This is a genomic window from Pantoea sp. E956-1 (assembly GCF_982223955.1).
In genome coordinates this window covers 91,717-115,838 of sequence record NZ_CEUYZP010000008.1, presented here as the reverse complement: position 1 = coordinate 115,838, position 24,122 = coordinate 91,717, and the positions used below count along the sequence as shown (strand labels likewise).

20 protein-coding genes are annotated in these 24,122 nt (G+C 55.0%); 10 read left to right on the top strand and 10 right to left on the bottom strand.

Going from position 1 to position 24,122, the window contains the following annotated elements; all coding sequences use genetic code 11:
* Window positions 1-109: 109 nt before the first annotated feature.
* The 3 genes from secM (at window position 110) to mutT (ending at window position 3,949) form a co-directional block, all read left to right on the top strand.
* Window positions 110-616 carry a secA translation cis-regulator SecM gene (gene secM / locus AC0T7J_RS18320; protein ID WP_329608306.1) on the top strand — a complete coding sequence of 169 codons (507 nt, stop codon included), beginning with the start codon at window positions 110-112 and terminating at the stop codon, window positions 614-616.
* Window positions 617-690: 74 nt separating this feature from the next.
* Window positions 691-3,399: a preprotein translocase subunit SecA gene (gene secA, locus AC0T7J_RS18315; RefSeq protein ID WP_473795683.1), complete on the top strand. Its 2,709-nt coding sequence runs from the start codon at window positions 691-693 to the stop codon at window positions 3,397-3,399.
* Between the two features lie 154 nt (window positions 3,400-3,553).
* A complete protein-coding gene (gene mutT / locus AC0T7J_RS18310; protein ID WP_473795682.1) occupies window positions 3,554-3,949 on the top strand; it encodes an 8-oxo-dGTP diphosphatase MutT in 396 nt (131 codons plus the stop codon).
* Between the two features lie 35 nt (window positions 3,950-3,984).
* Here mutT and yacG read toward each other — a convergent pair whose 3' ends face one another.
* Genes yacG through coaE form a run of 3 tightly spaced genes read right to left on the bottom strand, consistent with a single transcriptional unit; the run spans window position 3,985 to window position 5,548 of the window.
* Complete coding sequence (yacG, locus tag AC0T7J_RS18305) at window positions 3,985-4,182, bottom strand: DNA gyrase inhibitor YacG (protein WP_010253903.1); 198 nt, start codon at window positions 4,180-4,182, stop codon at window positions 3,985-3,987.
* A 9-nt stretch (window positions 4,183-4,191) separates the two neighbouring features.
* Window positions 4,192-4,935 carry a cell division protein ZapD gene (zapD, locus tag AC0T7J_RS18300; protein WP_010671830.1) on the bottom strand — a complete coding sequence of 248 codons (744 nt, stop codon included), beginning with the start codon at window positions 4,933-4,935 and terminating at the stop codon, window positions 4,192-4,194.
* Window positions 4,936-4,939: 4 nt separating this feature from the next.
* Window positions 4,940-5,548 (bottom strand): dephospho-CoA kinase, encoded by a 609-nt coding sequence (gene coaE, locus AC0T7J_RS18295; protein ID WP_473795681.1) that lies wholly within the window; start codon window positions 5,546-5,548, stop codon window positions 4,940-4,942.
* 234 nt (window positions 5,549-5,782) lie between these two features.
* On the opposite strand from coaE, the gene AC0T7J_RS18290 reads away from it, so the two are divergent.
* Window positions 5,783-6,823, top strand: a complete 1,041-nt coding sequence (locus AC0T7J_RS18290; RefSeq protein ID WP_039386510.1) for a GMP reductase — start codon at window positions 5,783-5,785, stop codon at window positions 6,821-6,823.
* Between the two features lie 25 nt (window positions 6,824-6,848).
* Here the strand turns inward: AC0T7J_RS18290 and hofC are convergent, their stop codons facing one another.
* The 4 genes from hofC to nadC form a co-directional block, all read right to left on the bottom strand.
* Entirely contained in the window at window positions 6,849-8,048 is a 1,200-nt protein-coding gene (gene hofC, locus AC0T7J_RS18285) for a protein transport protein HofC (RefSeq protein WP_473795680.1), read from the bottom strand.
* The gene (gene gspE / locus AC0T7J_RS18280) at window positions 8,041-9,426 is read right to left on the bottom strand and encodes a type II secretion system protein GspE (protein WP_473795679.1); all 1,386 of its coding nucleotides are present in this window, start codon (window positions 9,424-9,426) and stop codon (window positions 8,041-8,043) included. Before gspE ends, hofC begins: the two co-directional genes overlap by 8 nt.
* Window positions 9,413-9,868 carry a prepilin peptidase-dependent pilin gene (ppdD, locus tag AC0T7J_RS18275; RefSeq protein ID WP_010253922.1) on the bottom strand — a complete coding sequence of 152 codons (456 nt, stop codon included), beginning with the start codon at window positions 9,866-9,868 and terminating at the stop codon, window positions 9,413-9,415. The genes gspE and ppdD overlap by 14 nt, the downstream gene beginning before the upstream one ends.
* 174 nt (window positions 9,869-10,042) lie before the next feature.
* Complete coding sequence (gene nadC, locus AC0T7J_RS18270) at window positions 10,043-10,939, bottom strand: carboxylating nicotinate-nucleotide diphosphorylase (protein WP_473795678.1); 897 nt, start codon at window positions 10,937-10,939, stop codon at window positions 10,043-10,045.
* Between the two features lie 196 nt (window positions 10,940-11,135).
* Here nadC and ampD point away from each other — a divergent pair, with 196 nt between their 5' ends.
* Complete coding sequence (gene ampD / locus AC0T7J_RS18265) at window positions 11,136-11,687, top strand: 1,6-anhydro-N-acetylmuramyl-L-alanine amidase AmpD (protein WP_473795677.1); 552 nt, start codon at window positions 11,136-11,138, stop codon at window positions 11,685-11,687.
* Window positions 11,688-11,703: 16 nt separating this feature from the next.
* Window positions 11,704-12,558 carry a beta-lactamase regulator AmpE gene (ampE, locus tag AC0T7J_RS18260; protein ID WP_473795676.1) on the top strand — a complete coding sequence of 285 codons (855 nt, stop codon included), beginning with the start codon at window positions 11,704-11,706 and terminating at the stop codon, window positions 12,556-12,558.
* On the opposite strand, the gene AC0T7J_RS18255 is transcribed toward ampE, so the two are convergent.
* The 3 genes from AC0T7J_RS18255 to aroP all read right to left on the bottom strand — a co-directional run bounded on the left by AC0T7J_RS18255 (window position 12,540) and on the right by aroP (window position 16,462).
* Window positions 12,540-13,499, bottom strand: a complete 960-nt coding sequence (locus tag AC0T7J_RS18255) for a glycoside hydrolase family 43 protein (protein ID WP_473795675.1) — start codon at window positions 13,497-13,499, stop codon at window positions 12,540-12,542. The genes ampE and AC0T7J_RS18255 overlap by 19 nt on opposite strands.
* A complete protein-coding gene (locus AC0T7J_RS18250; protein WP_473795674.1) occupies window positions 13,496-14,908 on the bottom strand; it encodes a glycoside-pentoside-hexuronide (GPH):cation symporter in 1,413 nt (470 codons plus the stop codon). The genes AC0T7J_RS18255 and AC0T7J_RS18250 overlap by 4 nt, the downstream gene beginning before the upstream one ends.
* A gap of 198 nt (window positions 14,909-15,106) precedes the next feature.
* On the bottom strand, window positions 15,107-16,462 hold the full coding sequence (gene aroP, locus AC0T7J_RS18245) for an aromatic amino acid transporter AroP (protein WP_473795673.1): 1,356 nt from the start codon (window positions 16,460-16,462) through the stop codon (window positions 15,107-15,109).
* Between the two features lie 515 nt (window positions 16,463-16,977).
* Between aroP and pdhR the strand changes: the two genes are divergently transcribed.
* The 4 genes from pdhR to lpdA all read left to right on the top strand — a co-directional run bounded on the left by pdhR (window position 16,978) and on the right by lpdA (window position 24,013).
* Entirely contained in the window at window positions 16,978-17,742 is a 765-nt protein-coding gene (gene pdhR / locus AC0T7J_RS18240; RefSeq protein ID WP_033731582.1) for a pyruvate dehydrogenase complex transcriptional repressor PdhR, read from the top strand.
* Between the two features lie 103 nt (window positions 17,743-17,845).
* Window positions 17,846-20,512 (top strand): pyruvate dehydrogenase (acetyl-transferring), homodimeric type, encoded by a 2,667-nt coding sequence (gene aceE, locus AC0T7J_RS18235; protein ID WP_010253944.1) that lies wholly within the window; start codon window positions 17,846-17,848, stop codon window positions 20,510-20,512.
* Between the two features lie 14 nt (window positions 20,513-20,526).
* A complete protein-coding gene (gene aceF / locus AC0T7J_RS18230; RefSeq protein WP_473795672.1) occupies window positions 20,527-22,428 on the top strand; it encodes a pyruvate dehydrogenase complex dihydrolipoyllysine-residue acetyltransferase in 1,902 nt (633 codons plus the stop codon).
* A gap of 160 nt (window positions 22,429-22,588) precedes the next feature.
* Complete coding sequence (gene lpdA / locus AC0T7J_RS18225) at window positions 22,589-24,013, top strand: dihydrolipoyl dehydrogenase (protein WP_010253950.1); 1,425 nt, start codon at window positions 22,589-22,591, stop codon at window positions 24,011-24,013.
* The last annotated feature ends 109 nt before the right edge of the window (window positions 24,014-24,122 follow it).

The window sequence follows — 24,122 nt, the reverse complement described above, 5'->3', positions numbered from 1 at the left end:
CCCACATTAATGATACTATCTGTGGCGCTTTTACAGGCCGAAATCCGTTGCGGCTCGCGGCGGGTACCAGAAAACAAGAGCGCAACAGAGCATGCGCGATGGAAAGGTTGTGATCGGGATTCTTCTGCGCTGGCGACAATTAGGTAGACGCTATTTCTGGCCTCATCTCCTGTTAGGGATGGTAGCGGCCAGCTTTGGCCTGCCAGCCTGTGCGCAAAGCTCCGAACTCAACGCGTCGTCTGAATCTCCGGCCAGCAGCCTCTTTCTGGGCAATGCCACACGCTTTGATCACCTGATCCGGCTGCAGGAAGCATCCCGACGCCCGAGCTTCAGCGTGGATTACTGGCATCAGCACGCCATCCGCACCGTTATTCGTCATCTCTCTTTCACGCTGGCGCCCCAGGCGCAGGCGGAGCAACAGACATTACCGCTGGCGGCACAAAAGCTGGCGCTGATCGACTCACTGCATAGTTTACTGACATCACATTCTGCGCTGCACACTGCACCGCAGCAGATCACTACGCCGCCTCTTTTCATGGCCGTTACCCGCTCATGGGTAGAATGGCATGCCAGCGTGCATGGCATACGCGCCGGACCCGCCCGATTGTTCTGCTAATATTTTTGGTTTTACTCACTCTGTTTAGATTTCGCAGTCCGGAATACTCCGGCTGAATTGAGAATATATTTATTATGTTTAGCAAAATATTGACCAAGGTTTTTGGTAGCAGTAACGATCGTACCCTGCGTCGTATGCGTAAAGTGGTGGACGTCATCAATAAGATGGAGCCCGATTTTGAGAAGCTCTCTGATGATGAACTGAAAGCGAAAACTGATCTGTTCCGCGAACGCCTGAAAAAAGGTGAATCGCTGGAAAGCCTGATCCCGGAAGCGTTCGCAACCGTGCGTGAAGCGAGTAAACGCGTGTTCGGGATGCGTCACTTCGACGTGCAGCTGATCGGTGGCATGGTGCTGAACGATCGCTGCATCGCTGAGATGCGAACCGGTGAAGGTAAAACGCTGACCGCAACGCTGCCAGCCTACCTGAATGCGCTGTCCGGCAAAGGCGTTCACGTGGTTACCGTCAACGATTATCTGGCACAGCGTGATGCGGAGAACAACCGTCCGCTGTTTGAGTTCCTGGGTTTAACCATTGGTATCAACATGTCGGGCCTGCCGGCGGTGGCAAAGCGTGAAGCTTACGCAGCAGACATCACCTACGGTACCAATAACGAATATGGCTTCGACTACCTGCGCGACAACATGGCTTTCAGCCCGGAAGAGCGTGTACAGCGTAAACTGCACTATGCGCTGGTGGATGAGGTCGACTCCATCCTGATCGATGAAGCGCGTACGCCGCTGATCATCTCTGGTCCGGCAGAAGACAGTTCTGAGCTTTACACCAAAGTGAACAAGATCATCCCTCATCTGGTTCGCCAGGATAAAGAAGATACCGAAACCCATCAGGGTGAAGGCGACTTCTGGGTCGATGAAAAAGCGCGTCAGGCTCACATGTCTGAGCGCGGTCTGGTCAAAGTGGAAGAGCTGCTGGTCAGCCAGGGCATCATGGAAGCGGGCGAGTCACTCTACTCTCCGACCAACATCATGCTGATGCACCATGTCACTGCTGCACTGCGTGCGCACGCACTCTTCACCCGCGATGTGGATTACATCGTGAAAGATGGCGAAGTGGTGATTGTTGATGAGCACACCGGCCGTACCATGCAGGGTCGTCGCTGGTCTGATGGTCTGCATCAGGCGATTGAAGCGAAAGAAGGCGTTGAGATCCAGAACGAGAACCAGACGCTGGCCTCTATCACCTTCCAGAACTACTTCCGTATTTACGAGAAGCTGGCCGGTATGACCGGTACCGCTGATACCGAAGCATTTGAATTCAGCTCCATTTATAAGCTCGACACCATTGTCGTGCCGACCAACCGTCCGATGGTGCGTAAAGATCTGGCTGACCTGGTCTACATGACCGAGAAAGAGAAGATCGATGCCATTATCGAAGATATCCGTGAGCGTACCGCCAATGGTCAGCCGGTGCTGGTGGGGACCATCTCGATTGAGAAATCAGAAGTGGTCTCTAACGAACTGACTCGCGCCGGTATCAAACATAACGTCCTGAACGCTAAATTCCACGCCCGCGAAGCGGATATCGTGGCGCAGGCCGGTCAGCCAGGTGCGGTCACTATCGCCACCAACATGGCCGGACGTGGGACGGATATTATGCTGGGCGGCAGCTGGCACGCTGAAGTGGCCGAACTGGAAGAGCCAACTGAAGCGCAAATCGAAGAGATTAAAGCGGCATGGCAGATTCGTCATGATGCGGTACTGGCGTCAGGTGGCTTGCACATCGTCGGGACTGAGCGTCACGAATCGCGTCGTATTGACAACCAGCTGCGTGGTCGTGCAGGTCGTCAGGGTGACGCCGGTTCTTCTCGCTTCTACCTCTCAATGGAAGATGCGCTGATGCGTATTTTTGCCTCAGACCGCGTCTCGAATATGATGCGTAAACTGGGCATGAAGCCAGGCGAAGCGATTGAGCATCCGTGGGTCACCAAAGCGATTGCCAATGCCCAGCGCAAAGTTGAAAGCCGTAACTTCGATATTCGTAAGCAGCTGCTGGAATATGATGATGTGGCTAATGACCAGCGTCGCGCCATCTACAGTCAGCGTAATGAGCTGCTGGATGTGTCTGACGTTAGCGAAACTATCAACAGCATTCGCCACGACGTCTACAAAGTCACCATCGATACTTACATTCCACCGCAGTCGCTGGAGGAGATGTGGGATGTGCCAGGCCTGGAAGAGCGTCTGCGTACTGACTTCGATCTGAACCTGCCGATTGCAGAGTGGCTGGATAAAGAGCCTGACCTGCATGAAGAAGTGCTGCGTGAGCGCATCATGACCCATGCCATGGAAAGTTACGCTGAGAAAGAAGAGATCGTTGGCGCAGAGATGATGCGCAACTTCGAAAAAGGCGTAATGCTTCAGACGCTGGATTCGCTGTGGAAAGAGCATCTGGCCGCGATGGACTATCTGCGTCAGGGCATCCATCTGCGCGGCTATGCGCAGAAAGATCCGAAGCAGGAGTACAAGCGTGAATCCTTCGCCATGTTCGCCGCTATGCTTGAATCACTGAAATATGAAGTGATCAGTACGCTGAGCAAAGTCCAGGTGCGCATGCCAGAAGAAGTTGAAGCGATGGAGCAACAACGTCGCGAAGAAGCTGAACGTCTGGCACAGCAACAGCAGCTGAGCCATGTTGAAGAGGATCTGCTGGCAGCAGCAGAGCCTGTGGCGGAGCAGAGTGGCGAACGCAAAGTCGGCCGTAACGATCCCTGCCCATGCGGTTCCGGTAAAAAGTACAAGCAGTGTCATGGCCGTATCGCCTGAGACTGAATGCTAATAAAAAAGGAGCCGCTGGCTCCTTTTTTTATGGCCTCTGCCACCCAGGCAACAGCGACTCCGTTGAGCTAAAGCGGTTAACATCCGCTACGGCATGCTCTAAAATCAGGCTTCATTCACCCATTACTACCGGATAGTCTCCATGAAGCACCTGCAGGTTGCAGTTGGCATCATTCGCAATGCCAGTAAACAAATTTTTCTTGCCCAGCGCGCGGCGACCTCTTACATGGCGAACAAGTGGGAGTTTCCTGGCGGTAAAATTGAAGCGGGCGAAAGCGCCGAACAGGGACTGATAAGGGAACTTCAGGAAGAGACCGGGATTGAGGTCACCCAGGCACGCCCGATTGGTCATGCAGACCATAGCTATGACGATCTGCGCGTGACGCTGCATTTCTTTCTGGTTGAAGGGTGGAAAGGCGAGCCGTGGGGCAAAGAGGGCCAGCCGCAGCGTTGGGTTGATCAGCATGCGCTGGTGGCTGAGGAGTTTCCGCCCGCAAATCATCAGCTGATTGCGCGTCTGATCACCGGCGAACTCTGAGCGGATGGGGCGGCGCGCCCCATCCGGTTCGGCTATCAGCGATCCTCTTCACTCCAGTTGTCACTGTCGTTCATATCGTCGCGGCTGGGAATACGTTTCTCTTCTGCGGCCCACTCACCTAAATCAATGAGCTGGCAGCGCTTACTGCAAAAGGGGCGCCACGGGCTGAGCTCATCCCAGATCACATCTTTGCCGCACTGCGGACAGGCAACGGTCATCACTTCTTGCTGCATTTTTTACCTCTAACAACAGGCCAGTTGAAAATTAAGGCGGGCCGGAACTTCACCGCGCTCACTATCAAGCGGCATAAAACGAATGGCGTAGCGGCTTTTATGTCCGGACACCTGTGGATAGAGCGCATCCTCCAGCGACAACTGCAGTCGCAGCAGATCGGCGCCTTCGGCATTATCCTGATAAAAACCATTAAGGCTGGTCTGCACATGAAACGCGCCGGACTGGCGGATTAGATCCAGTATCATCGCTAGCGCATGATGCAGTGGCTCCAGCGTCTGCATCCAGGCTTCGACCTGCGCATCGCGTGCTTCCTGCGGCAGATGGAGCCAGATGTGGAGGCCCGGCAAATCAAAGCTGCAGCATCCACCAGGGATGCTCAGGCGCTGCCGCACCAGGGCAATCAGACGATCCTCGCGGAGTTGCTGGCCCATACGTGGGGCATTCATCAACTGCGTCGACTGAATTTTGAGTTTATCGCGCAGGGCATTAACCAGCGTCATATCAACACCTGGCACATCAGCCCATGCACGTAACTTTTGCTGCTGACGCTCCAGCTCTTTTAACAATTCAGTACGCATATCGCCCCGCTCAAAAATGTCGAGCAACTCGCTAATCAGGCGAAAAAAGGTCAGCGCATTAACGGTTTTATCCAGTGGGACAATTTCATCTAACTGATTGATCAAAAACTCAACCCGTAACCAGGTTCGCATTTTTTCATTCAGTGGGTGTTCAAACAGAACGGGTGTGCTCATGGTATTAATCCTGTTTCGTTGCCGCCAGCCTGAGATAGCGCTGATGGAGTTCGGCAACCTGCGGCAAGGCGTCGTCGGGCTCGCCACTGTTATCAATAATGTCATCGGCACAGGCGAGGCGCTGCTGGCGCGTCGCCTGTGCGGCAAGAATGCGTTTCGCCTGGGCGACGGAAAGATGATCACGCTGCCGGGTGCGCGCTAACTGCGTTGCCTCATCAACATCCACCACCAGTACCCGATCAGCCTGGTGCTGTAACTGATTTTCCACCAGTAGCGGCACCACCCAGAGCACATAAGGTGTGGTGGCTTCGGCGATCAACTGACGCGTCCGGGCATTAATCAGTGGATGCAGCAGCGCGTTTAACCAGCTTTTCTCTTCCGGCTGCTGAAAAATAATGTCGCGAAGTCGGCTACGATCAAGCTTCCCCTGATCAGTCACTATCGACGTGCCATAGCGCGCCTGAATGGCCTGCAAAGCGGGTGTGCCGGGTTCGACAACTTCACGTGCTATCAGGTCAGCATCAATAATTTCCACACCAGACGCTGCGAATGCCTGGGCAATCGTACTTTTACCACTGCCGATCCCCCCTGTAAGCGCGACGATATAGGGCATGTTTCTCACCTGACTTCTCTGTTCGACAGGGCTTCAGGGTAATGATCTGAATAAAAAACGCAAAAATGCGCGTCAGATCACACCGATAAAGCACAATGAAATTTAACGGATTGTAGCGTAAATAAAGTGAAAATCGCAGTCTTGTCGCGCAGCGAGAGGCGCGTATCATAACGTCACTGGAGCTGTGCTTACTTCGTGAACGACGATTCATTGCCACTTACCAGGACACTGTTTATGCGTATTGAAGAAGATTTAAAACTGGGCTTTAAAGATGTCTTAATCCGCCCCAAACGCTCCACGCTGCAAAGCCGCTCACAGGTTGAGCTGGAACGCAGCTTTACCTTCAGACATTCGGGCCTGAGCTGGAGCGGCGTACCGATTATCGCCGCCAACATGGATACCGTCGGCACATTTTCAATGGCTGAGGCGCTGGCCAGCTTCAATATCCTTACAGCCGTCCATAAGCATTACAGCGTAGATGAGTGGCGCGCGTTTATTCAGCGTGTTCCCGCGACGGTATTGCAACATGTGATGGTTTCAACCGGCACCTCGGAGGCCGATCTCAACAAACTGGTCGCGATTATGGCGCTGTCAGACGATCTGCAGTTTATCTGCATCGATGTGGCCAACGGCTACTCTCAGCATTTTGTTGATTTTCTGCAGCGTGCCCGTGAAACCTTCCCGGCTAAAACTATCTGTGCCGGTAACGTGGTAACGGGCGAAATGGTGGAAGAGCTGATTCTCTCTGGCGCAGATATCGTCAAAGTCGGTATTGGTCCGGGTTCGGTCTGTACAACCCGGGTGAAAACCGGCGTGGGTTATCCGCAGCTTTCCGCTGTAATTGAATGTGCCGATGCGGCGCATGGCTTAAGCGGACAGATTGTCAGTGATGGCGGCTGTTCAGTGCCTGGCGATATTGCGAAAGCGTTTGGCGGCGGTGCCGACTTCGTAATGCTGGGTGGCATGCTGGCGGCACATGATGAGTGTGAAGGGCAGGTGGTCGAAGAGAATGGCGAAAGCTTTATGCTGTTTTACGGCATGAGTTCCGAATCGGCGATGAAGCGTCACGTTGGCGGTGTCGCGCAATATCGCGCAGCAGAAGGTAAAACGGTGAAGCTGCCATTACGTGGCCCGGTAGCGGACACCGCGCGCGATATTCTGGGGGGACTGCGTTCCGCCTGCACTTACGTGGGCGCGGAACGGCTGAAAGAGCTGACCAAGCGCACCACCTTTATCCGGGTTAATGAGCAGGAAAACCGGGTTTTCAACCGATAGTTATCCGGGGCGCAGCCTGCGCCCCTTAATGCATCGCATCACCCAGCCCGAACACCGGCAGATACATCGCAATCACCAGCGTGCCGACAATGCCGCCAATCACCACCATCATCATCGGTTCCAGCGAAGCAGCCAGTGTGTCAGCGCGCTCACGGGTTTCTGCCTCATGCCATTCCGCCAGGCGAGCCAGCATCAAATCCAGCGCGCCCGCCTCTTCGCCGACGCGAACCAGCTGACCGCATAATGGTGTGAACAGCGGATGATGCATCAGCGCCTGATGCAGAGGATTCCCCTGAGCAATGTGCTGCTGCAGTCCGGCCATTGCTTCCCGCCAGAGCAATGATGAGAGCGTGACTTCAACGGCAGCCAGTCCCTGTAGCAAAGTTAACCCGGCGCGCTGTGTCAGATTCAGAATGGTGTAGATCTGCGTCAACTGCGTACCGCGCCACAACCCGGATAGCAGTGGGATGCGCAGGAAAATCGCCTGCTCACGGCGTTGCCAGCCCGCAGAGCGTCGTCGTAACTGGTGCCAGGCCACCAGCATCAGCGATACGCCGATGGCTAACACTGCTCCCCACTCCTGAAGCGCGGCAGATAACTGCATTACCGCTGCCGTAAAGGCGGGCAGAGGGGCATCAAAGGAGTCATAGACGGCAACGAACTCTGGCAGAACGAACAGCAGCATGCCGCAGGTGACCGCAATCGCCACCAGCAGAATGAACAGAGGATAACGCAGCGCCTTCGCCACCTGATGCCATAACTGCTGCTGCCGAATCTGTTGCCGGGCCAGCTCACTGCAACAGGTATCCAGCTGACCGGTCAGTTCGCCCACTTCCATCAGGGCCGGATAGAGCGCCGGAAAAATCTGCGGCCATTCACGTAAAGCCTGAGAAAAAGGGGCACCGCTGAGTACCCGATGATGCAGGGCGAGCATCAGAGCACGCCAGCCTGCATGCGGATGGCCCTCAGCCAGCAAAGCCAGACTCTCTGCCAGCGGCAGTCCCGCTTTGAGCAGGGTGGCCAGCTGACGAATCAGATCGGTTTTGTGCTGCCACTTCCATTCACTCTGACGCCACACTTTTTCTCGCTTCCAGCTCACCGGCAGAAGATCGCGCTGCGCCAGCATCAGCAGCAGGTTATCACTGTCGGTAGCCAGTAGCTGGCCACTGACTAACTGGCCCTGGCTATCGACCGCCTGCCAGCGAAATAAAGACGCATCAGCCATCGTCCAGCCCAATCACCCGTTGCATCTCTTCCAGCGAGGTATCGCCCCGGCTTACCGCCTCCAGGCCGGACACCAGCAGGGTGCGTAATCCCTGCTGTTTCGCCAGGCTGAGCAGATTCTCCAGCGGCATTTCGGCGGCGATCGCATTTTGCAGCCTGGCATTGATCGGCAGCAGTTCAAACAGTGCCAGCCGGCCAAAATAGCCGGAAAAACAGTGGTCGCAGCCGGGTGCCCGCCAGGTTTGCAAGGTACCGGGCCAGAGTTCCGCAGGATAGTGCGCCACCGCCTGAGCGGGCTGACGGCAATAGGGGCAAAGGCGTCGAACCAGACGCTGAGCAACAATCAGTTTCAGCGCCGACCCCAGAAGATAACCGGGAATGCCCATCTGTCGCAGACGGGTCAGAGTCTCGGCGGTGGAGTTGGTGTGCAGAGTCGACAGCACCAGATGTCCGGTCTGTGCCGCTTTAACCGCAATCTCCGCCGTTTCAGCATCGCGGATCTCTCCTACCATGATCACATCCGGATCCTGTCTCAGCAGCGCCCGCAGCACGCGGTTAAAATCGAGGCCGTTTTTAGCATGGATCTGCGTCTGGTTAATGCCGGGCAGTGGGATCTCAATCGGATCTTCAACGCTGCACAGATTTTTTTCCGGCGTATTCAGGGCACTGAGTCCGCTATAGAGCGTAAACGTCTTGCCGCTGCCGGTAGGCCCGGTGACCAGAATCAGCCCTTGCGGCTGCGCCAGCGCGGCGCAGAACAGGCGCAACTGCGCGGCGGGTAAGCCGAGCTTATCCAGCGACAGCGCCGCGCTTTCACTTTGCAACAGCCGGATCACCGCTTTCTCACCACCGTAGATGGGTAAGGTCGCCAGGCGAAAAGAGGCGGGTTTACCGGCGATCTCCAGACTGAACTGACCATCCTGCGGTAACCGGCGTTCGGCGATATCCAGTCCGCCGAGGATCTTCAGTCGCGCCAGCAGCGCAGCAGGCTGGGTGGCGGGCAGGGAAGATAGGGGGTGCAATACGCCGTCGATACGCAGACGCACCCGCAGGCCATTACGGCCGGGTTCGATATGTATATCTGAGGCGCGACGCTCCAGCGCCTGATGCAGGATCAGCTGTGTCGCTTCGATCGCGGATTCTGTGGGCGTCTCTTCGCGTGCCACCAGCGGTGTGTCAGCGTGCTGAAGCTGGTCGAGCCGTGCCTGCGGCCAGCATTCAATCTCAATCTGACACTGGCTGGCAAAATGGAGGGCTTCAGCCAGCCCTGGCGGCACGCTTTCCGCGACGGCAACACGCAACTGGCTGGCATCATGGTGCAAAACCAGGGCACGATAGCGCTGACATAATGCCGCGATCGCCTCATCAGGCTTGCTCATCGCTGGCTCCTTTATCCGCAAAGCGGAACTGCTGCAGGCAATTGTCGCGCAGGCTATTGTTGCTGCTGGTGCAGCTGCGTTGCCAGCTGATGCCGCCCTCGGTGCTGTCCCAGAGCGGCAGCATTTCAACGCTCAGCCCATTCAGGCTCTCCTGGCCGGTCAGCGTAATGACCCCGTTAGTCACGCTCAGTGCCGAGACATAGCGTGATCCTCTGGCGGCAGGAATACCCGCTTCTCCGGCCTGGCACTGCGTCGGGCCGCCGCGCTCCATGGCGCAAAGCTCAACTGCGGTTTTATAGGGCACCATGGTTTGCAGCATGTCAGTAAGGGCAGCACGCTGCAGATAATTTTGATAAGCGGGCAGGCCGATGGCACTTAAGATTGCCACAATACCCACCACAATCATCAGTTCAACCAGCGTAAATCCACGTTGATAATTCATCACATCGTCTCCGTATTAAGAAGGCGACAGGTTAAAAATCGGGGGCAGTAAAAGACAGGCAGAGATGGGCAAACTGGAAAGCGTGATGTGAACAGATTTCAGACTTACAGCGCAGTTGAAACTGCGCTGTAAGCAGGCTCGCAAAATCGCCGTGTTGAGTGACGGCGAGGCAGGCTATTTTTGTTTAAAGCGCATCGAGAGATCCAGCGCCCGCACATGCTTGGTCAGCGCGCCAACCGAAACATAGTCCACGCCGGTCAGGGCGATCTGTGGCAGGGTGGTTTCGGTGACGTTACCGGAGACCTCCAGCAACGCCCGACCCTGATTAAGTTCGACGGCGGCACGCATCGCTTCCAGGCTGAAGTTATCCAGCATCACGATATCGGCTTCGGCTTCCAGCGCCTGGCGTAACTCCTCCAGCGATTCCACCTCAACTTCAACCGGCACATCGGGCTGCAGCCATTGCGCTCTTTCCACTGCCTGCCGAATCGAGCCGCTGGCAATAATATGGTTCTCTTTGATGAGATAAGCGTCAGAGAGGCCCAGCCGATGATTACTGCCACCGCCGCACAACACGGCATATTTTAGCGCAGTCCGCAGTCCGGGCAGGGTTTTACGCGTGTCCAGCAGTTGCGTCTGGCTTCCCGCCAGCAGCGCGACATAGCGGCTGACTTCGGTGGCAACGCCTGAGAGCGTCTGCACAAAATTAAGCGCCGTTCGCTCGGCGGTCAGCAGCAGCCGGGCAGGCCCCTCGATTTCAAACAGCAACTGGTCAGCCTCGATCTGATCACCATCTTCGACATGCCAGTTCAGGGTTGCATGCGAACCGAGCTGAATAAACACCTCTTCAACCCAGCGTTTACCACAGAAAACACCGGCTTCGCGGGTGATGACCTGCGCATCGGCCTGAGTATCGGCAGGTAACAGCTGTGCGGTAATATCGCGGTCAGCATCAATCTCACCACCAAGATCCTCTTTTAACGCCAGCGCAACGGCATCAGGGATGTCACTTTCAATGCGTTTAATCAATGCCTGACGACGGCTGTCAGGATCATAACCACGGGATGACATAGGCGTTTTCTCCAGAAAGGGGAATGACAGAGGCGGTCACAATAGCCTGAACCGCCATTCGATTCCAGCGACTGGTCGTATTTTGTTTAGTATCCTTAACAAGCGGTGCGTGAATGTCATCAGACCGGCACACTAAGAAACAAGAATCCTTTATTATTCATGCTATTCTCAGCCAGGTGAAATAAGGAAAACCGCGATGAAAATCAAACAGGGCTGGCTGACCGGTGTGCGTCACGTGCCGTCAACGCATTACAATGAGCGCCCTGATAATGAGGCACCTTCACTGCTGGTTATCCACAATATCAGCCTGCCACCCGGTGAATTTGGCGGGCCATGGATCGATAAACTGTTCACCGGCACCTTACCGCCCGATGCCCATCCCTATTTTGCGGATATCGCCGCGCTGAAAGTGGCGGCACACTGCCTGATTCGCCGTGACGGGGAGATCGTGCAGTATGTCCCCTTTGATAAACGCGCCTGGCATGCAGGCATTTCGCAGTTCGAAGGACGTGAAAACTGCAACGACTTCTCCATAGGCATCGAGCTGGAAGGGACAGACAGTGAGCCTTATAGCGAGGCGCAATACCGGGCCTTGCAGCAGGTGACGCAATTACTGCTGCAACACTATCCGTTAACGCCTGCACGTATCACGGGGCACAGCGACATCGCACCGGTACGCAAAACCGATCCCGGACCTGCTTTTGACTGGGACTACTACAACCAGCTGTTAACGCAGCAAAAATCCTGATTTTTGCGGAGTCAGTATGACGTTGTTTACCTTGTTGTTGGTTTTAGGCTGGGAGCGCCTGTTTAAACTGGGCGAGCACTGGCAGTTCGAACACCGGCTGGAGCCGATCTTTCGCCAGCGCCGCCATTTCTCAATGATGCGCACCCTGCTGATGACCGTGCTGGCGATGGCGCTGACCGCGCTGGTGGTCTGGAGTCTGAAAGGGCTGCTGTTTGGCGTGCTGCAACTCCTGTTCTGGATCGTTGCCGGACTGCTCTGTATCGGTGCCGGGTCGGTGCGGCAGCACTACCACAGCTACCTGAAAGCGGCCAGTCATGACGACGATGCTGCGCATCAGGCAATGGCGGCTGAACTGACGTTGATCCATGGCGTGCCGGTGGAATGCAGCGAGCGCGAGTTCCTGCGTGAACTGCAGAATGCCCTGATCTGGATAAACTTCCGTTTCTATCTCGCGCCGATGTTCTGGCTGGTGGTGGGCGGCCCATGGGGGCCAGTGCTGCTGGTGGGTTACGCTTTTCTGCGGGCCTGGCAAGGCTGGCTGGCAAAGCACGGAACACCGATGGCGCGTTCACAATCTGGCGTGGATGCCATTCTGCATCTTCTCGACTGGATCCCGGTGCGGCTGGCGGGTGTGGCTTACGCCTTGCTGGGTCATGGCGAAAAAGCGCTGCCCGCCTGGTTTGCTTCGCTGACCGATCGGCATCGTTCTCAGTATCAGGTGCTGACGACCCTGGCGCAGTTCTCACTGTCACGCGATCCGCACACCGATAAAGTCGAAACGCCACGGGTTGCCGTGGCGTTAGCGAAGCGTACCTCACTGGTACTGGTGGTCGCTGTCGCGTTGCTGACGATTTACGGTACGCTGGTGTAATCGGCAGGTGGCACGCCGAAATCAGGCGTGCCATCTTCCCGCCAGCTGAAATATTTCAGTCGGGTATGGCGGTTAGGATCCCATAACGGATCGCCTTCAATTTCAGTGTAGTTACGCGCGTGGTACACCAGCACGTCGCGTCCCGCCTCATCCTGAGTAAAACTGTTGTGACCCGGCCCATACTGATGGTTGTCCCAGCTGGAGACAAATACCGGCCGTGCAGACTTTTGCCATGCGGCGACATCAAGCGGATCGGCATCAGCAGCAATCGACAGTATTCCCAGACAGTAATTCTCATCGGTGGCGCTGGCGGAGTAGGTCACAAACAGCCGCTCCCCGTGACGGATAACCGCCGGTCCTTCATTAACGCTAAAGCCTGCGCACTCCCACTCATATTCTGGCCGGCTCAGCATCACCGGCGTGCCTTTCAGCGTCCAGGGATTAAGCAGCTCAGCCAGATAGAGGTTAGAGTTGCCGGGAATCAATGGATCTTTCTGCGCCCAGAGATACCAGTTTTTACCCTGATGCACGAAGTGGGTGGCATCCAGTGAGAAGCTGTCGAACTGGCTGAAGACCCGGCGGCAGGGCTGCCATTCCCCCTGCAGCGGATCTTCCGCCTCACACACCAGCGCATACATCCGGTGCTGAAACAGTCCCTCTTTGATTTCACGCGTCGGTGCTGCCGCGAAATAGATGACCCACTGTCCGTCAATGTAGTGCAGCTCAGGTGCCCAGATTAACTCGCTAAAGGGGCCGCTCTCGGGCTTGCGCCAGACGACCACCGGCTCGGCGCTGCGCAGGCCAGCCAGCGTCGTGGCGCGGCGGATCTCCAGCCGGTCATACTCTGGCACCGATGCTACAAAGTAATAGTCCTGTTCATGGCGCAGGATAAAGGGGTCGGCGCGCTGCTCGATAAAAGGATTCGGCAAGATTGCGGTCATTTAATATCTCCGGTTGGCGTGACAACACTGTCGCGCAGGCGAACGGTGTGTAACTCATGGAAGTTTTCGCGGCGCAGCGCGAGATCCTGCTGGATGGTAATCATCATTTTGCGGTCGACTTTCATCAGTCGTACCACACCGGCGGTAATCAGATAGCCGACACCCGGAATAATGGTGAACAGCAGCATGATGCCGTTAATTGCCTCAGGGGACTGTTGTTTAGCGCCCGCATTGTAGCCATAGATCGACAGCAGAAAGCCGACCATCGCACCGGCAACCGCCAGTCCCACCTTGAGGAAGAACAGATTGCCGGAGAAGCTGATGCCGGTGATGCGTTTGCCGGTTTTCCATTCGCCGTAGTCATCCACATCGGCCATCAGTGACCAGTGCAGCGGAGAGGGGATCTGGTGCAGGATATTCAGCACAAAGTAGGCGACCACGACCATCACGGTGGCGTGGGGATCGATCCAGTAAAAACCGCTGGAGAAGAGTGCCAGCGCGATATTGGTCCAGAAGAAGACTTTGAGTTTGCACCAGCGATCGGTGAGCAGTTTCGCCAGCGTGCTGCCGACCATCATGCCAATCACACCCAGGCTGATAAACAGCGTGGCGAAGTGCGTTGACTGGCCCATGACCCAGGTCACGTAATACATAGTGGCTGCCATGCGGATGAAGCCGGGACAGACGTTACAGAAGGTCAGCAGCAGAATGCGTACCCACTGGTCATTCTTCCAGACGTCACGCAGATCTTTTTTCAGGTCATCATTGCTCGGCACGGCAGGGCGGATACGTTCACGTACTGTGGCAAAGCAGAACAGAAACATCGCCAGGCCAATGGTTGCCAGTACCGCCATCGCCATCTGGTAGCCGCGCGCTTTGTCTTCGCCACCAAACCACTCTGCCATCGGCAGCAGTGACAAAGAAAGTATCAGCGTAGCGATGCCGACCATGACAAAGCGGTATGACTGGCAGGAGACGCGCTCGCCGGGATCGTTGGTAATCACGCCGCCCAGAGAGCAGTAAGGGATGTTAATCGCCGTGTAGGTCAGCGACATCAGGAAGTAGGTGACGAAGGCCCAGATCACCTTGTTGTGATAAGTCCAGTCTGGCGTGGTGAACATCATTACGCTGAACACGACATAAGGTACGGAAACCCACAGCAGCCAGGGACGAAAACGGCCCCAGCGGCTCTGGGTACGATCGGCGATCGCACCCATAATCGGATCGGTTACCGCATCGAGCACCCTGACCGAGAGCAGCAGGGTTCCCACCAGCGCCGGGGCCAGGCCGAAAACGTCGGTATAGAAGTAGTTCAGGAACAGCATGATGGCACCGCCAATCATGTTGCATCCGGCATCGCCCATGCCATATCCCAGTTTTTCCCGAAACGGGAGGGCTGTACCTTTCATGGTTTTCTCCTGCGCATCCAGTGTGAACAGGAATTATTGTCATCAAATCAGCGAGATGAACGGGAGTAATTCGTTATGAAGATGGACAAAACAGTTGCAGGGGGAGAAGTGTGAACTGGATCGGGGCAGTTGAGACGGGCAGGAGGGCGTGAGTAACGTGCTGCAACCCCGCAGGAGGTCGCAGCACGTGGTAAAGCATCAGGCTTTCTGTGTCTGGTTCTTGATAAAGTAACCCACGCCCAGAATCACCAGCCAGACCGGAATCAGCCAGACAGAGATCGCCATGCCCGGCGTGGTTGCCATCAGTACCAGAATCGCCGCCAGGAAAATCAGGCAAATCCAGTTACCTGCCGGATAGAGCAGCGCTTTAAAGCGGGTGGTTACGCCCTGCTGATCTTTCTTACGACGGAACTTGAGGTGCGCCAGGCTGATCATCGCCCAGTTGATTACCAGCGCAGAGACGACCAGCGACATCAGCAGGCCAAAGGCTTCACCCGGCATCAGATAGTTGATCAGCACGCACAGCGCGGTGGCGACGGCCGAGACCAGAATCGTTAGCACCGGCACACCGCGACGATCGACTTTCAGCAGCGCTTTCGGCGCATTGCCCTGCTGTGCCAGACCAAACAGCATGCGGCTGTTGCAGTAAACGCAGCTGTTATAGACCGACAGGGCCGCCGTCAGGATCACCACGTTAAGCGCATTCGCCACCATGGCATCGCCCAGTTCGTGGAAGATAAAGACAAACGGGCTGACTTCTGACGTGACACGGGTCCACGGCATCAGTGACAGCAGCACCGCCAGCGAACCAATGTAGAAAATCAGGATACGCCACAGCACCTGGTTGGTCGCTTTTGGAATGCTCACTTCCGGGTTATCTGCTTCAGCCGCGGTGATACCCACCAGCTCCAGACCCCCAAACGAGAACATGATAATCGCCATGACGGTGACCAGACCGCCGATGCCATGCGGGAAAAATCCGCCCTGTTCCCACAGGTTGCGTACGGTAGCCTGCGGACCGGCGTGACCGCTGAACAGCAACCAGCCGCCGAACAGGATCATGCCAATCACCGCAACCACTTTAATGATGGCGAACCAGAACTCCATCTCACCAAACACTTTCACATTGGTCAGGTTGATGGCGTTAATCATCACGAAGAAGATGGCAGCCGAAGCCCAGGTCGGAAAGTCTGGCCACCAGAACTGGACATATTTGCCGACAGCGGTGAGTTCCGCCATCGCAACCAGTACGTAGAGCACCCAGTAATTCCAGCCCGAAGCGAAGCCTGCAAAGTTACCCCAGTATTTATACGCGAAGTGGCTGAAGCTGCCAGCGACCGGCTCTTCCACGACCATTTCGCCCAACTGGCGCATGATTAAAAAGGCAATAAAACCGGCAATCGCATAGCCCAGAATAACGGCCGGTCCGGCGGATTCAATGACCGATGCACTGCCCAGAAACAGGCCGGTTCCCACTGCACCACCCAGCGCGATGAGCTGAATATGGCGGTTCTTGAGACCACGTTTCAGCGCTTCGCCTTGCTGTTGTTCCATACAAACCTCGTGATGTTTTTATTCTTCGTTCGCAGCGCAGGACGCTGTAATGAAGTAGTTACAATAACGTATTGATTATTTTACGGTATCTGGCGTTCTGAATAGTGCCATCTGCTACCCTGGCGACAAGAATAGTGATAAGCGAATCGCTTTGCACCTGCTTTCGCCTTTCGTGCTGAGAGTTGACTGAAAAAACGCCGTCCTGGTCACGTCTGCCCACAGCAACTTCTGCCATGAAATTCTGTTAATGACGAATAGGTTTCACTTATGCCTGCCGCTGCGCTCAGGCGCTAAGCGGGTGTAAGGTTTGGTAAAAGTGAAGTTATTTAACATTTGAGCCAACGCGAATTTTTCATTTTTTTAACCGTAAGTTAGCGTCAGCACAGGCTTTGGAGGCAGGTTAATGTCGCAGACACCATATAGACACAAGGTGAATACTTTGTTACTTTACCGGCACCTCTTTGCAATTGGTATTACCAATTTACTCCGGACGATTGGCTTAATAAGAAGGGATGATGGCTTACAGTAAGATTCGCCAACCTAAGCTCTCCGACGCTATCGAGCAACAGCTCGAATCCCTGATTATGGAAGGGACCCTGCGTCCGGGAGAGAAGCTGCTCCCTGAGCGCGAACTCGCCAAACAATTCGATGTCTCACGTCCGTCTCTCCGCGAAGCGATCCAGCGCTTAGAAGCCAAAGGATTATTGCTGCGCCGACAGGGTGGCGGAACGTTCGTACAGGAGCATCTCTGGCAAAGCATGAGCGATCCACTCGTTGAGCTTCTCGCCGACCATCCGGAATCACAATTTGATCTGCTGGAAACGCGCCATGCGTTAGAAGGTATCGCCGCCTATTACGCGGCACTGCGCGGCACAGAGGAAGACCTGCTGCGCATTCGCGACTGCCATGTGAATATCCAGCAGGCGCAGGACAGCGGCGATTTAGACGCCGAAGCGGACGCAGTGATGCAGTATCAGATCGCTGTCACAGAAGCGGCCCATAATGTTGTGCTTTTACATTTGCTACGCTCAATGGGCCCTATGCTGGAACAAAACGTTCGTCAGAATTTCGAATTGCTCTACTCGCGCCGGGAAATGCTGGCAAAAGTGAGCGGTCACCGCGCCAGAATCTTTGAGGCGATTGTGGCTCGTGAGCCAGAAAAAGCGCGCGAGGCTTCACACCGTCACCTGGCGTTCATAGAGGAAATCTTGCTGGACAGAAGTCGGGAGCAGAGCCGTCGAGAACGCTCCCTGCGTCGTTTACAGCAACGTAAGGAATAACGTGCGACAAAGATCGTACGGACATGTGCGACGAGCCTGCCTGCATCTGCTTTAACAGGCTCCCGATTATTCAACGTATTAGACACAGATAAGGAACACACCCATGTCAGAACGTTTACACAATGACGTGGATCCGATTGAAACTCGTGACTGGCTACAGGCGATCGAATCGGTCATCCGTGAAGAAGGTGTTGAACGTGCACAGTATCTGATTGATCAGGTACTGGGTGCAGCCCGCAAAGGCGGCGTAAACGTGGCTGCAGGATCTTCTGCAATCAGCAATTACATCAACTCTATTGCCGTTGAAGATGAACCCGATTATCCGGGCAATACCTCTCTTGAACGTCGTATCCGTTCCGCAATTCGCTGGAACGCCATTATGTCGGTGCTGCGCGCATCGAAGAAAGATCTGGAACTCGGTGGCCACATGTCCTCCTTCCAGTCTTCTGCAACCATTTATGAAGTGTGCTTCAACCACTTCTTCCGCGCGCGCAGTGAGAAGGATGGCGGCGATCTGGTCTATTTCCAGGGCCACATCTCTCCCGGCATCTATGCCCGTGCGTTCCTTGAAGGTCGCCTGACCGAAGACCAGATGAATAACTTCCGTCAGGAAGTTGACGGTAAAGGCCTCTCTTCTTATCCGCACCCGAAATTAATGCCGGAATTCTGGCAGTTCCCGACCGTATCAATGGGTCTGGGGCCGCTGTCGGCTATCTATCAGGCGAAGTTCCTGAAGTATCTGGAACACCGTGGTCTGAAAGACACCTCTGCTCAGACCGTTTACGCCTTCCTGGGTGACGGTGAGATGGATGAACCAGAATCCAAAGGCGCGATCACTATCGCGACCCGTGAAAAACTGGATAACCTGGTCTTCATCATCAACTGTAACCTGCAGCGCCTTGATGGCCCGGTTACCGGTAATGGTAAGATCATCAACGAGCTGGAAGGCATCTTTGCCGGTGCTGGCTGGGAAGTGATCAAGGTCATCTGGGGCGGTCGCTGGGATGAGCTGCTGCGCAAAGATACCAGCGGCAAGCTGATTCAGCTGATGAACGAAACCGTTGACGGCGACTACCAGACCTTTAAATCCCGTGATGGTGCCTATGTGCGTGAGCACTTCTTTGGTAAATATCCGGAAACCGCCGCGCTGGTTAAAGATCTGTCCGATGATGAAATCTGGGCATTGAACCGTGGCGGTCACGATCCGAAGAAAATCTACGCGGCACTGAAAAAAGCGCAGGACACCAAAGGCAAGCCAGTACTGATCCTGGCGCATACCATTAAAGGTTATGGTATGGGCGACACTGCGGAAGGCAAAAACATTGCCCACCAGGTGAAGAAGATGAACATGGATGGCGTGCGCTATATCCGTGATCGCTTCAACGTGCCAGTCGCAGATGACAAAATTGAATCACTGCCGTACGTGACCTTTGAAAAGGGCTCTGAAGAGCACACGTATCTGCACGGTCAGCGTGAGAAGTTAGGCGGCTACCTGCCAACGCGTCAGCCGAAGTTCACTGAAAAGCTGGAAATGCCCGCACTCGAAGAGTTCAGTGCGCTGCTGGATGAGCAGAACAAAGAGATCTCAACCACCATCGCCTTTGTGCGTGCCCTGAACGTGATGCTGAAGAACAAGTCGATCAAAGATCGCCTGGTTCCGATCCTCGCCGATGAAGCGCGTACCTTTGGTATGGAAGGTCTGTTCCGTCAGATTGGTATCTACAGCCCGAACGGTCAGCAGTACACCCCGCAGGACCGCGAGCAGGTTGCTTACTACAAAGAAGATGAGAAAGGCCAGATTCTGCAGGAAGGGATCAACGAGCTGGGCGCAGGTTCATCCTGGCTGGCTGCGGCGACCTCTTACAGCACCAACAACCTGCCGATGATCCCGTTCTACATCTATTACTCGATGTTCGGCTTCCAGCGTATCGGCGATCTGATGTGGCTGGCGGGCGACCAACAGGCGCGCGGCTTCCTGGTCGGCGGCACCTCCGGTCGTACTACCCTGAACGGCGAAGGTTTGCAGCATGAAGATGGTCACAGCCACATTCAGTCGCTGACTATCCCGAACTGTATCTCCTACGATCCTTCTTACGCGTATGAAGTCGCTGTCATCATGCATGACGGTCTGGTGCGTATGTATGGCGAAGCGCAGGAGAACGTTTACTACTACATCACCACGCTGAACGAAAACTACCATATGCCAGCAATGCCCGCTGGTGCAGAAGAGGGTATCCGTAAGGGTATCTACAAACTGGAAACGGTAGACGGCAGCAAAGGTAAAGTGCAGCTGCTGGGCTCAGGTTCTATCCTGCGTCATGTGCGTGAAGCTGCGCAGATCCTGGCGAAAGATTACGGTATCGGCTCTGATGTCTACAGCGTCACCTCGTTCACTGAACTGGCACGTGATGGCCAGGATTGTGAGCGCTGGAACATGCTGCATCCGACAGAAGAAGCGCGTGTACCGTACATCGCTCAGGTGATGAACGACGCACCTGCTGTCGCCTCAACCGACTACATGAAACTGTTCGCTGAGCAGGTTCGTAGCTATGTCCCGGCCAGCGATTATCGCGTACTGGGTACCGATGGCTTTGGTCGCTCTGACAGCCGTGAGAACCTGCGTCATCACTTTGAAGTTGATGCATCTTATGTGGTGGTTGCCGCGCTGGGTGAGCTGGCTAAACGCGGCGAGATCGAGAAGAAAGTGGTGGCCGACGCGATCACCCGATTCAATATCGATGCCGATAAAGTTAACCCGCGTCTGGCTTAAGAGGTAATAGAGTAATGGCTATCGAAATTAAGGTACCGGATATCGGGTCTGACGAAGTTGAAGTCACCGAGATTCTGGTGAAAGTTGGCGACAAGGTGGAAGCCGAACAGTCGCTGATCACCGTGGAAGGCGACAAAGCCTCAATGGAAGTGCCGTCGCCGCAGGCTGGCGTAGTGAAAGAGATCAAAATCTCTACCGGTGACAAAGTTGAGACCGGCTCACTGATCATGGTATTTGATGCTGAAGGCGCTGCGGAAGCAGCACCTGCCGCCGCCGAAGAGAAAAAAGCGGACGCGGCGCCAGCGCCAGCCGCTGCTGCGGCCACTGCCAGCAAAGAAGTGGCTGTGCCGGATATCGGCGGTGACGAAGTTGAAGTCACTGAGATTCTGGTTAAGGTTGGCGACAAAGTCGAAGCCGAGCAGTCACTGATTGTGGTTGAAGGCGATAAAGCGTCGATGGAAGTCCCGGCTCCGTTCGCGGGTGTGGTCAAAGAGATCACTATTTCCACCGGCGACAAAGTCAGCACCGGTTCAGCCATCATGGTCTTTGAAGCAGAAGGCGCAGCACCGGTCTCTGACGCGAAGCCAGAAGTGAAAGAAGAAGCGGCAACGGCACCTGCCGCTGCGGCGGGTTCAAAAGAAGTTGCTGTGCCGGATATCGGCGGTGATGAAGTTGAAGTTACCGAGATCCTGGTCAAAGTCGGCGACAAAGTTGAAGCTGAGCAGTCACTGATTGTGGTTGAAGGCGACAAAGCCTCTATGGAAGTGCCTGCGCCGTTTGCAGGTACCGTCAAAGAGCTGAAAGTGGCGACGGGCGATAAAGTCAGCACCGGCTCACTGATCATGGTGTTCGAAGTCGAAGGTGCTGCTCCGGCTGCCCCTGCGGCCGCCAAACAGGAAGCCGCACCGGCTCCTGCTGCCAAAACTGAAGCTAAAGCCGCGGCACCCGCTCCAGCTAAAGCGGAAAGCAAAGGTGAGTTCGCAGAGAACGACGCTTACGTTCACGCTACCCCGGTGATCCGTCGCCTGGCGCGCGAGTTCGGTGTTAACCTGGCGAAAGTCAAAGGCACCGGCCGTAAAGGTCGCATTCTGAAAGAAGACGTGCAGACTTACGTGAAAGAGGCCGTGAAACGCGCTGAAGCAGCACCAGCTGCAGCCAGCGGCGGCGGTCTGCCAGGCATGTTGCCATGGCCGAAAGTTGATTTCAGTAAGTTTGGCGAAATCGAAGAAGTTGAACTGGGTCGTATCCAGAAAATTTCTGGCGCGAACCTGAGCCGTAACTGGGTGATGATCCCGCACGTTACGCATTTCGACAAAACCGATATCACCGATCTGGAAGCCTTCCGTAAGCAGCAGAATGCTGAAGCAGAGAAGCGTAAGCTGGATGTGAAGTACACCCCGGTGGTGTTCATCATGAAAGCGGTCGCGGCGGCGCTTGAGCAGATGCCACGCTTCAACAGTTCGCTGTCTGAAGATGCGCAGAAGCTGACGCTGAAAAAATATATCAATATCGGTGTGGCGGTTGATACGCCAAATGGCCTGGTGGTTCCGGTCTTTAAAGACGTGAACAAGAAAGGCATCACCGAGCTGTCTCGTGAACTGATGGCGATTTCGAAGAAAGCGCGTGACGGTAAGCTGACAGCGGGCGACATGCAGGGCGGATGTTTCACCATATCCAGCCTGGGCGGCCTGGGCACCACACACTTCGCGCCGATCGTGAACGCGCCGGAAGTGGCTATTCTTGGTGTCTCTAAATCGGCGATGGAGCCGGTATGGAACGGTAAAGAGTTTACTCCGCGTCTGATGATGCCGATTTCTCTCTCCTTCGACCACCGCGTAATCGACGGTGCTGATGGTGCGCGATTCATCACCATCATCGGCAATATGTTGTCTGACATTCGTCGTTTAGTTATGTAAATGTAAAGAAGGCCGGCGGAAGCCGGCCTTCCTGTCACGATTCGTCGCGCCGCGGTTGGCAGTTTGTTAACAATTCTGTAAACTCTTGCGGTGAAAGTCCCGGTGGAACAAGGGCATTATAAGAAAGTCTGACCCGCCGGATATCAATTAAGAGGTCATGATGAGTACAGAGATTAAAACCCAGGTCGTAGTACTTGGGGCAGGTCCTGCAGGTTACTCTGCAGCCTTCCGTTGTGCGGATTTAGGTCTGGAAACCGTACTGGTAGAGCGTTACAGCACCCTGGGTGGTGTTTGTCTGAACGTCGGTTGTATCCCATCTAAAGCGCTGCTGCACGTTGCTAAAGTGATTGAAGAGGCGAAAGCCCTTGAAGAGCACGGCATTGTGTTTGGCCAGCCATCTACTGATATCAACAAAATTCGCAGCTGGAAAGAGAAGGTTATCAACCAGTTGACTGGCGGCCTGTCAGGAATGGCAAAAGGTCGTAAAGTCACCGTGGTTAACGGCCTCGGCAAATTCACCGGTGCTAACACCCTGGTGGTTGAAGGAGAAGGCGGCGCGACCACCATCAACTTCGATAACGCCATTATCGCTGCGGGTTCACGTCCAATCGAACTGCCATTCATTCCACATGAAGATCCACGCGTCTGGGACTCTACCGATGCGCTGGAACTGAAAGAAGTGCCGAAGCGCTTGCTGGTAATGGGCGGCGGCATCATCGGTCTGGAAATGGCGACGGTTTATCATGCGCTGGGTTCAGAGATCGATGTGGTTGAGATGTTCGACCAGGTTATCCCGGCTGCAGATAAAGACGTGGTGAAAGTCTTTACCAAAAAAATCAGCAAGAAATTTAACCTGATGCTGGAAACCAAAGTGACCGCCGTTGAAGCAAAAGACGATGGCATTTACGTTTCAATGGAAGGTAAAAAAGCACCAGGCGAAGCGCAGCGTTATGACGCGGTGCTGGTGGCGATCGGTCGTGTGCCGAACGGTAAAGGTCTGGATGCCGGTAAAGCGGGCGTGGAAGTGGACGATCGCGGCTTCATTCGCGTCGACAAACAGATGCGCACTAACGTGCCACACATCTATGCTATCGGCGACATCGTCGGTCAGCCAATGCTGGCGCACAAAGGCGTGCACGAAGGCCATGTGGCGGCAGAAGTGATTTCCGGTCTGAAGCACTACTTCGATCCGAAAGTGATCCCTTCAATTGCCTATACTGAGCCAGAAGTTGCCTGGGTCGGTCTGACCGAGAAAGAAGCGAAAGAGAAGGGCATCAGCTACGAGACTTCCACCTTCCCGTGGGCAGCCTCAGGCCGTGCTATCGCTTCTGATTGTGCAGACGGTATGACCAAACTGATTTTCGACAAAGAGACGCACCGGATTATTGGTGGCGCGATTGTCGGTACTAACGGCGGCGAGCTGTTAGGCGAAATCGGTCTGGCGATTGAGATGGGTTGTGATGCGGAAGATATTGCGCTGACCATCCACGCTCACCCGACCCTGCATGAGTCAGTCGGTCTGGCGGCAGAAATCTTCGAAGGCAGCATCACCGATCTGCCTAACGCGAAAGCGAAGAAGAAATAAGTTTCTGCTACTAAAGAAAAAAGCTCCCGTGTTGGGGGCTTTTTTTTCGCCTGGATTCTGGTGCTGTATGGCAAGAATCGATTTGGGTTAACATTAAAGGTAACCCCAA

Bases quoted from the DNA above. Each gene is read 5' to 3' on its own strand.
- secA (WP_473795683.1), top strand. From the start codon at position 691: ATGTTTAGCAAAATATTGACCAAGGTTTTTGGTAGCAGTAACGATCGT.
- mutT (WP_473795682.1), top strand. From the start codon at position 3,554: ATGAAGCACCTGCAGGTTGCAGTTGGCATCATTCGCAATGCCAGTAAA.
- yacG (WP_010253903.1), bottom strand. From the start codon at position 4,182: ATGCAGCAAGAAGTGATGACCGTTGCCTGTCCGCAGTGCGGCAAAGAT.
- zapD (WP_010671830.1), bottom strand. From the start codon at position 4,935: ATGAGCACACCCGTTCTGTTTGAACACCCACTGAATGAAAAAATGCGA.
- coaE (WP_473795681.1), bottom strand. From the start codon at position 5,548: ATGCCCTATATCGTCGCGCTTACAGGGGGGATCGGCAGTGGTAAAAGT.
- AC0T7J_RS18290 (WP_039386510.1), top strand. From the start codon at position 5,783: ATGCGTATTGAAGAAGATTTAAAACTGGGCTTTAAAGATGTCTTAATC.
- hofC (WP_473795680.1), bottom strand. From the start codon at position 8,048: ATGGCTGATGCGTCTTTATTTCGCTGGCAGGCGGTCGATAGCCAGGGC.
- gspE (WP_473795679.1), bottom strand. From the start codon at position 9,426: ATGAGCAAGCCTGATGAGGCGATCGCGGCATTATGTCAGCGCTATCGT.
- ppdD (WP_010253922.1), bottom strand. From the start codon at position 9,868: ATGAATTATCAACGTGGATTTACGCTGGTTGAACTGATGATTGTGGTG.
- nadC (WP_473795678.1), bottom strand. From the start codon at position 10,939: ATGTCATCCCGTGGTTATGATCCTGACAGCCGTCGTCAGGCATTGATT.
- ampD (WP_473795677.1), top strand. From the start codon at position 11,136: ATGAAAATCAAACAGGGCTGGCTGACCGGTGTGCGTCACGTGCCGTCA.
- ampE (WP_473795676.1), top strand. From the start codon at position 11,704: ATGACGTTGTTTACCTTGTTGTTGGTTTTAGGCTGGGAGCGCCTGTTT.
- AC0T7J_RS18255 (WP_473795675.1), bottom strand. From the start codon at position 13,499: ATGACCGCAATCTTGCCGAATCCTTTTATCGAGCAGCGCGCCGACCCC.
- AC0T7J_RS18250 (WP_473795674.1), bottom strand. From the start codon at position 14,908: ATGAAAGGTACAGCCCTCCCGTTTCGGGAAAAACTGGGATATGGCATG.
- aroP (WP_473795673.1), bottom strand. From the start codon at position 16,462: ATGGAACAACAGCAAGGCGAAGCGCTGAAACGTGGTCTCAAGAACCGC.
- pdhR (WP_033731582.1), top strand. From the start codon at position 16,978: ATGGCTTACAGTAAGATTCGCCAACCTAAGCTCTCCGACGCTATCGAG.
- aceE (WP_010253944.1), top strand. From the start codon at position 17,846: ATGTCAGAACGTTTACACAATGACGTGGATCCGATTGAAACTCGTGAC.
- aceF (WP_473795672.1), top strand. From the start codon at position 20,527: ATGGCTATCGAAATTAAGGTACCGGATATCGGGTCTGACGAAGTTGAA.
- lpdA (WP_010253950.1), top strand. From the start codon at position 22,589: ATGAGTACAGAGATTAAAACCCAGGTCGTAGTACTTGGGGCAGGTCCT.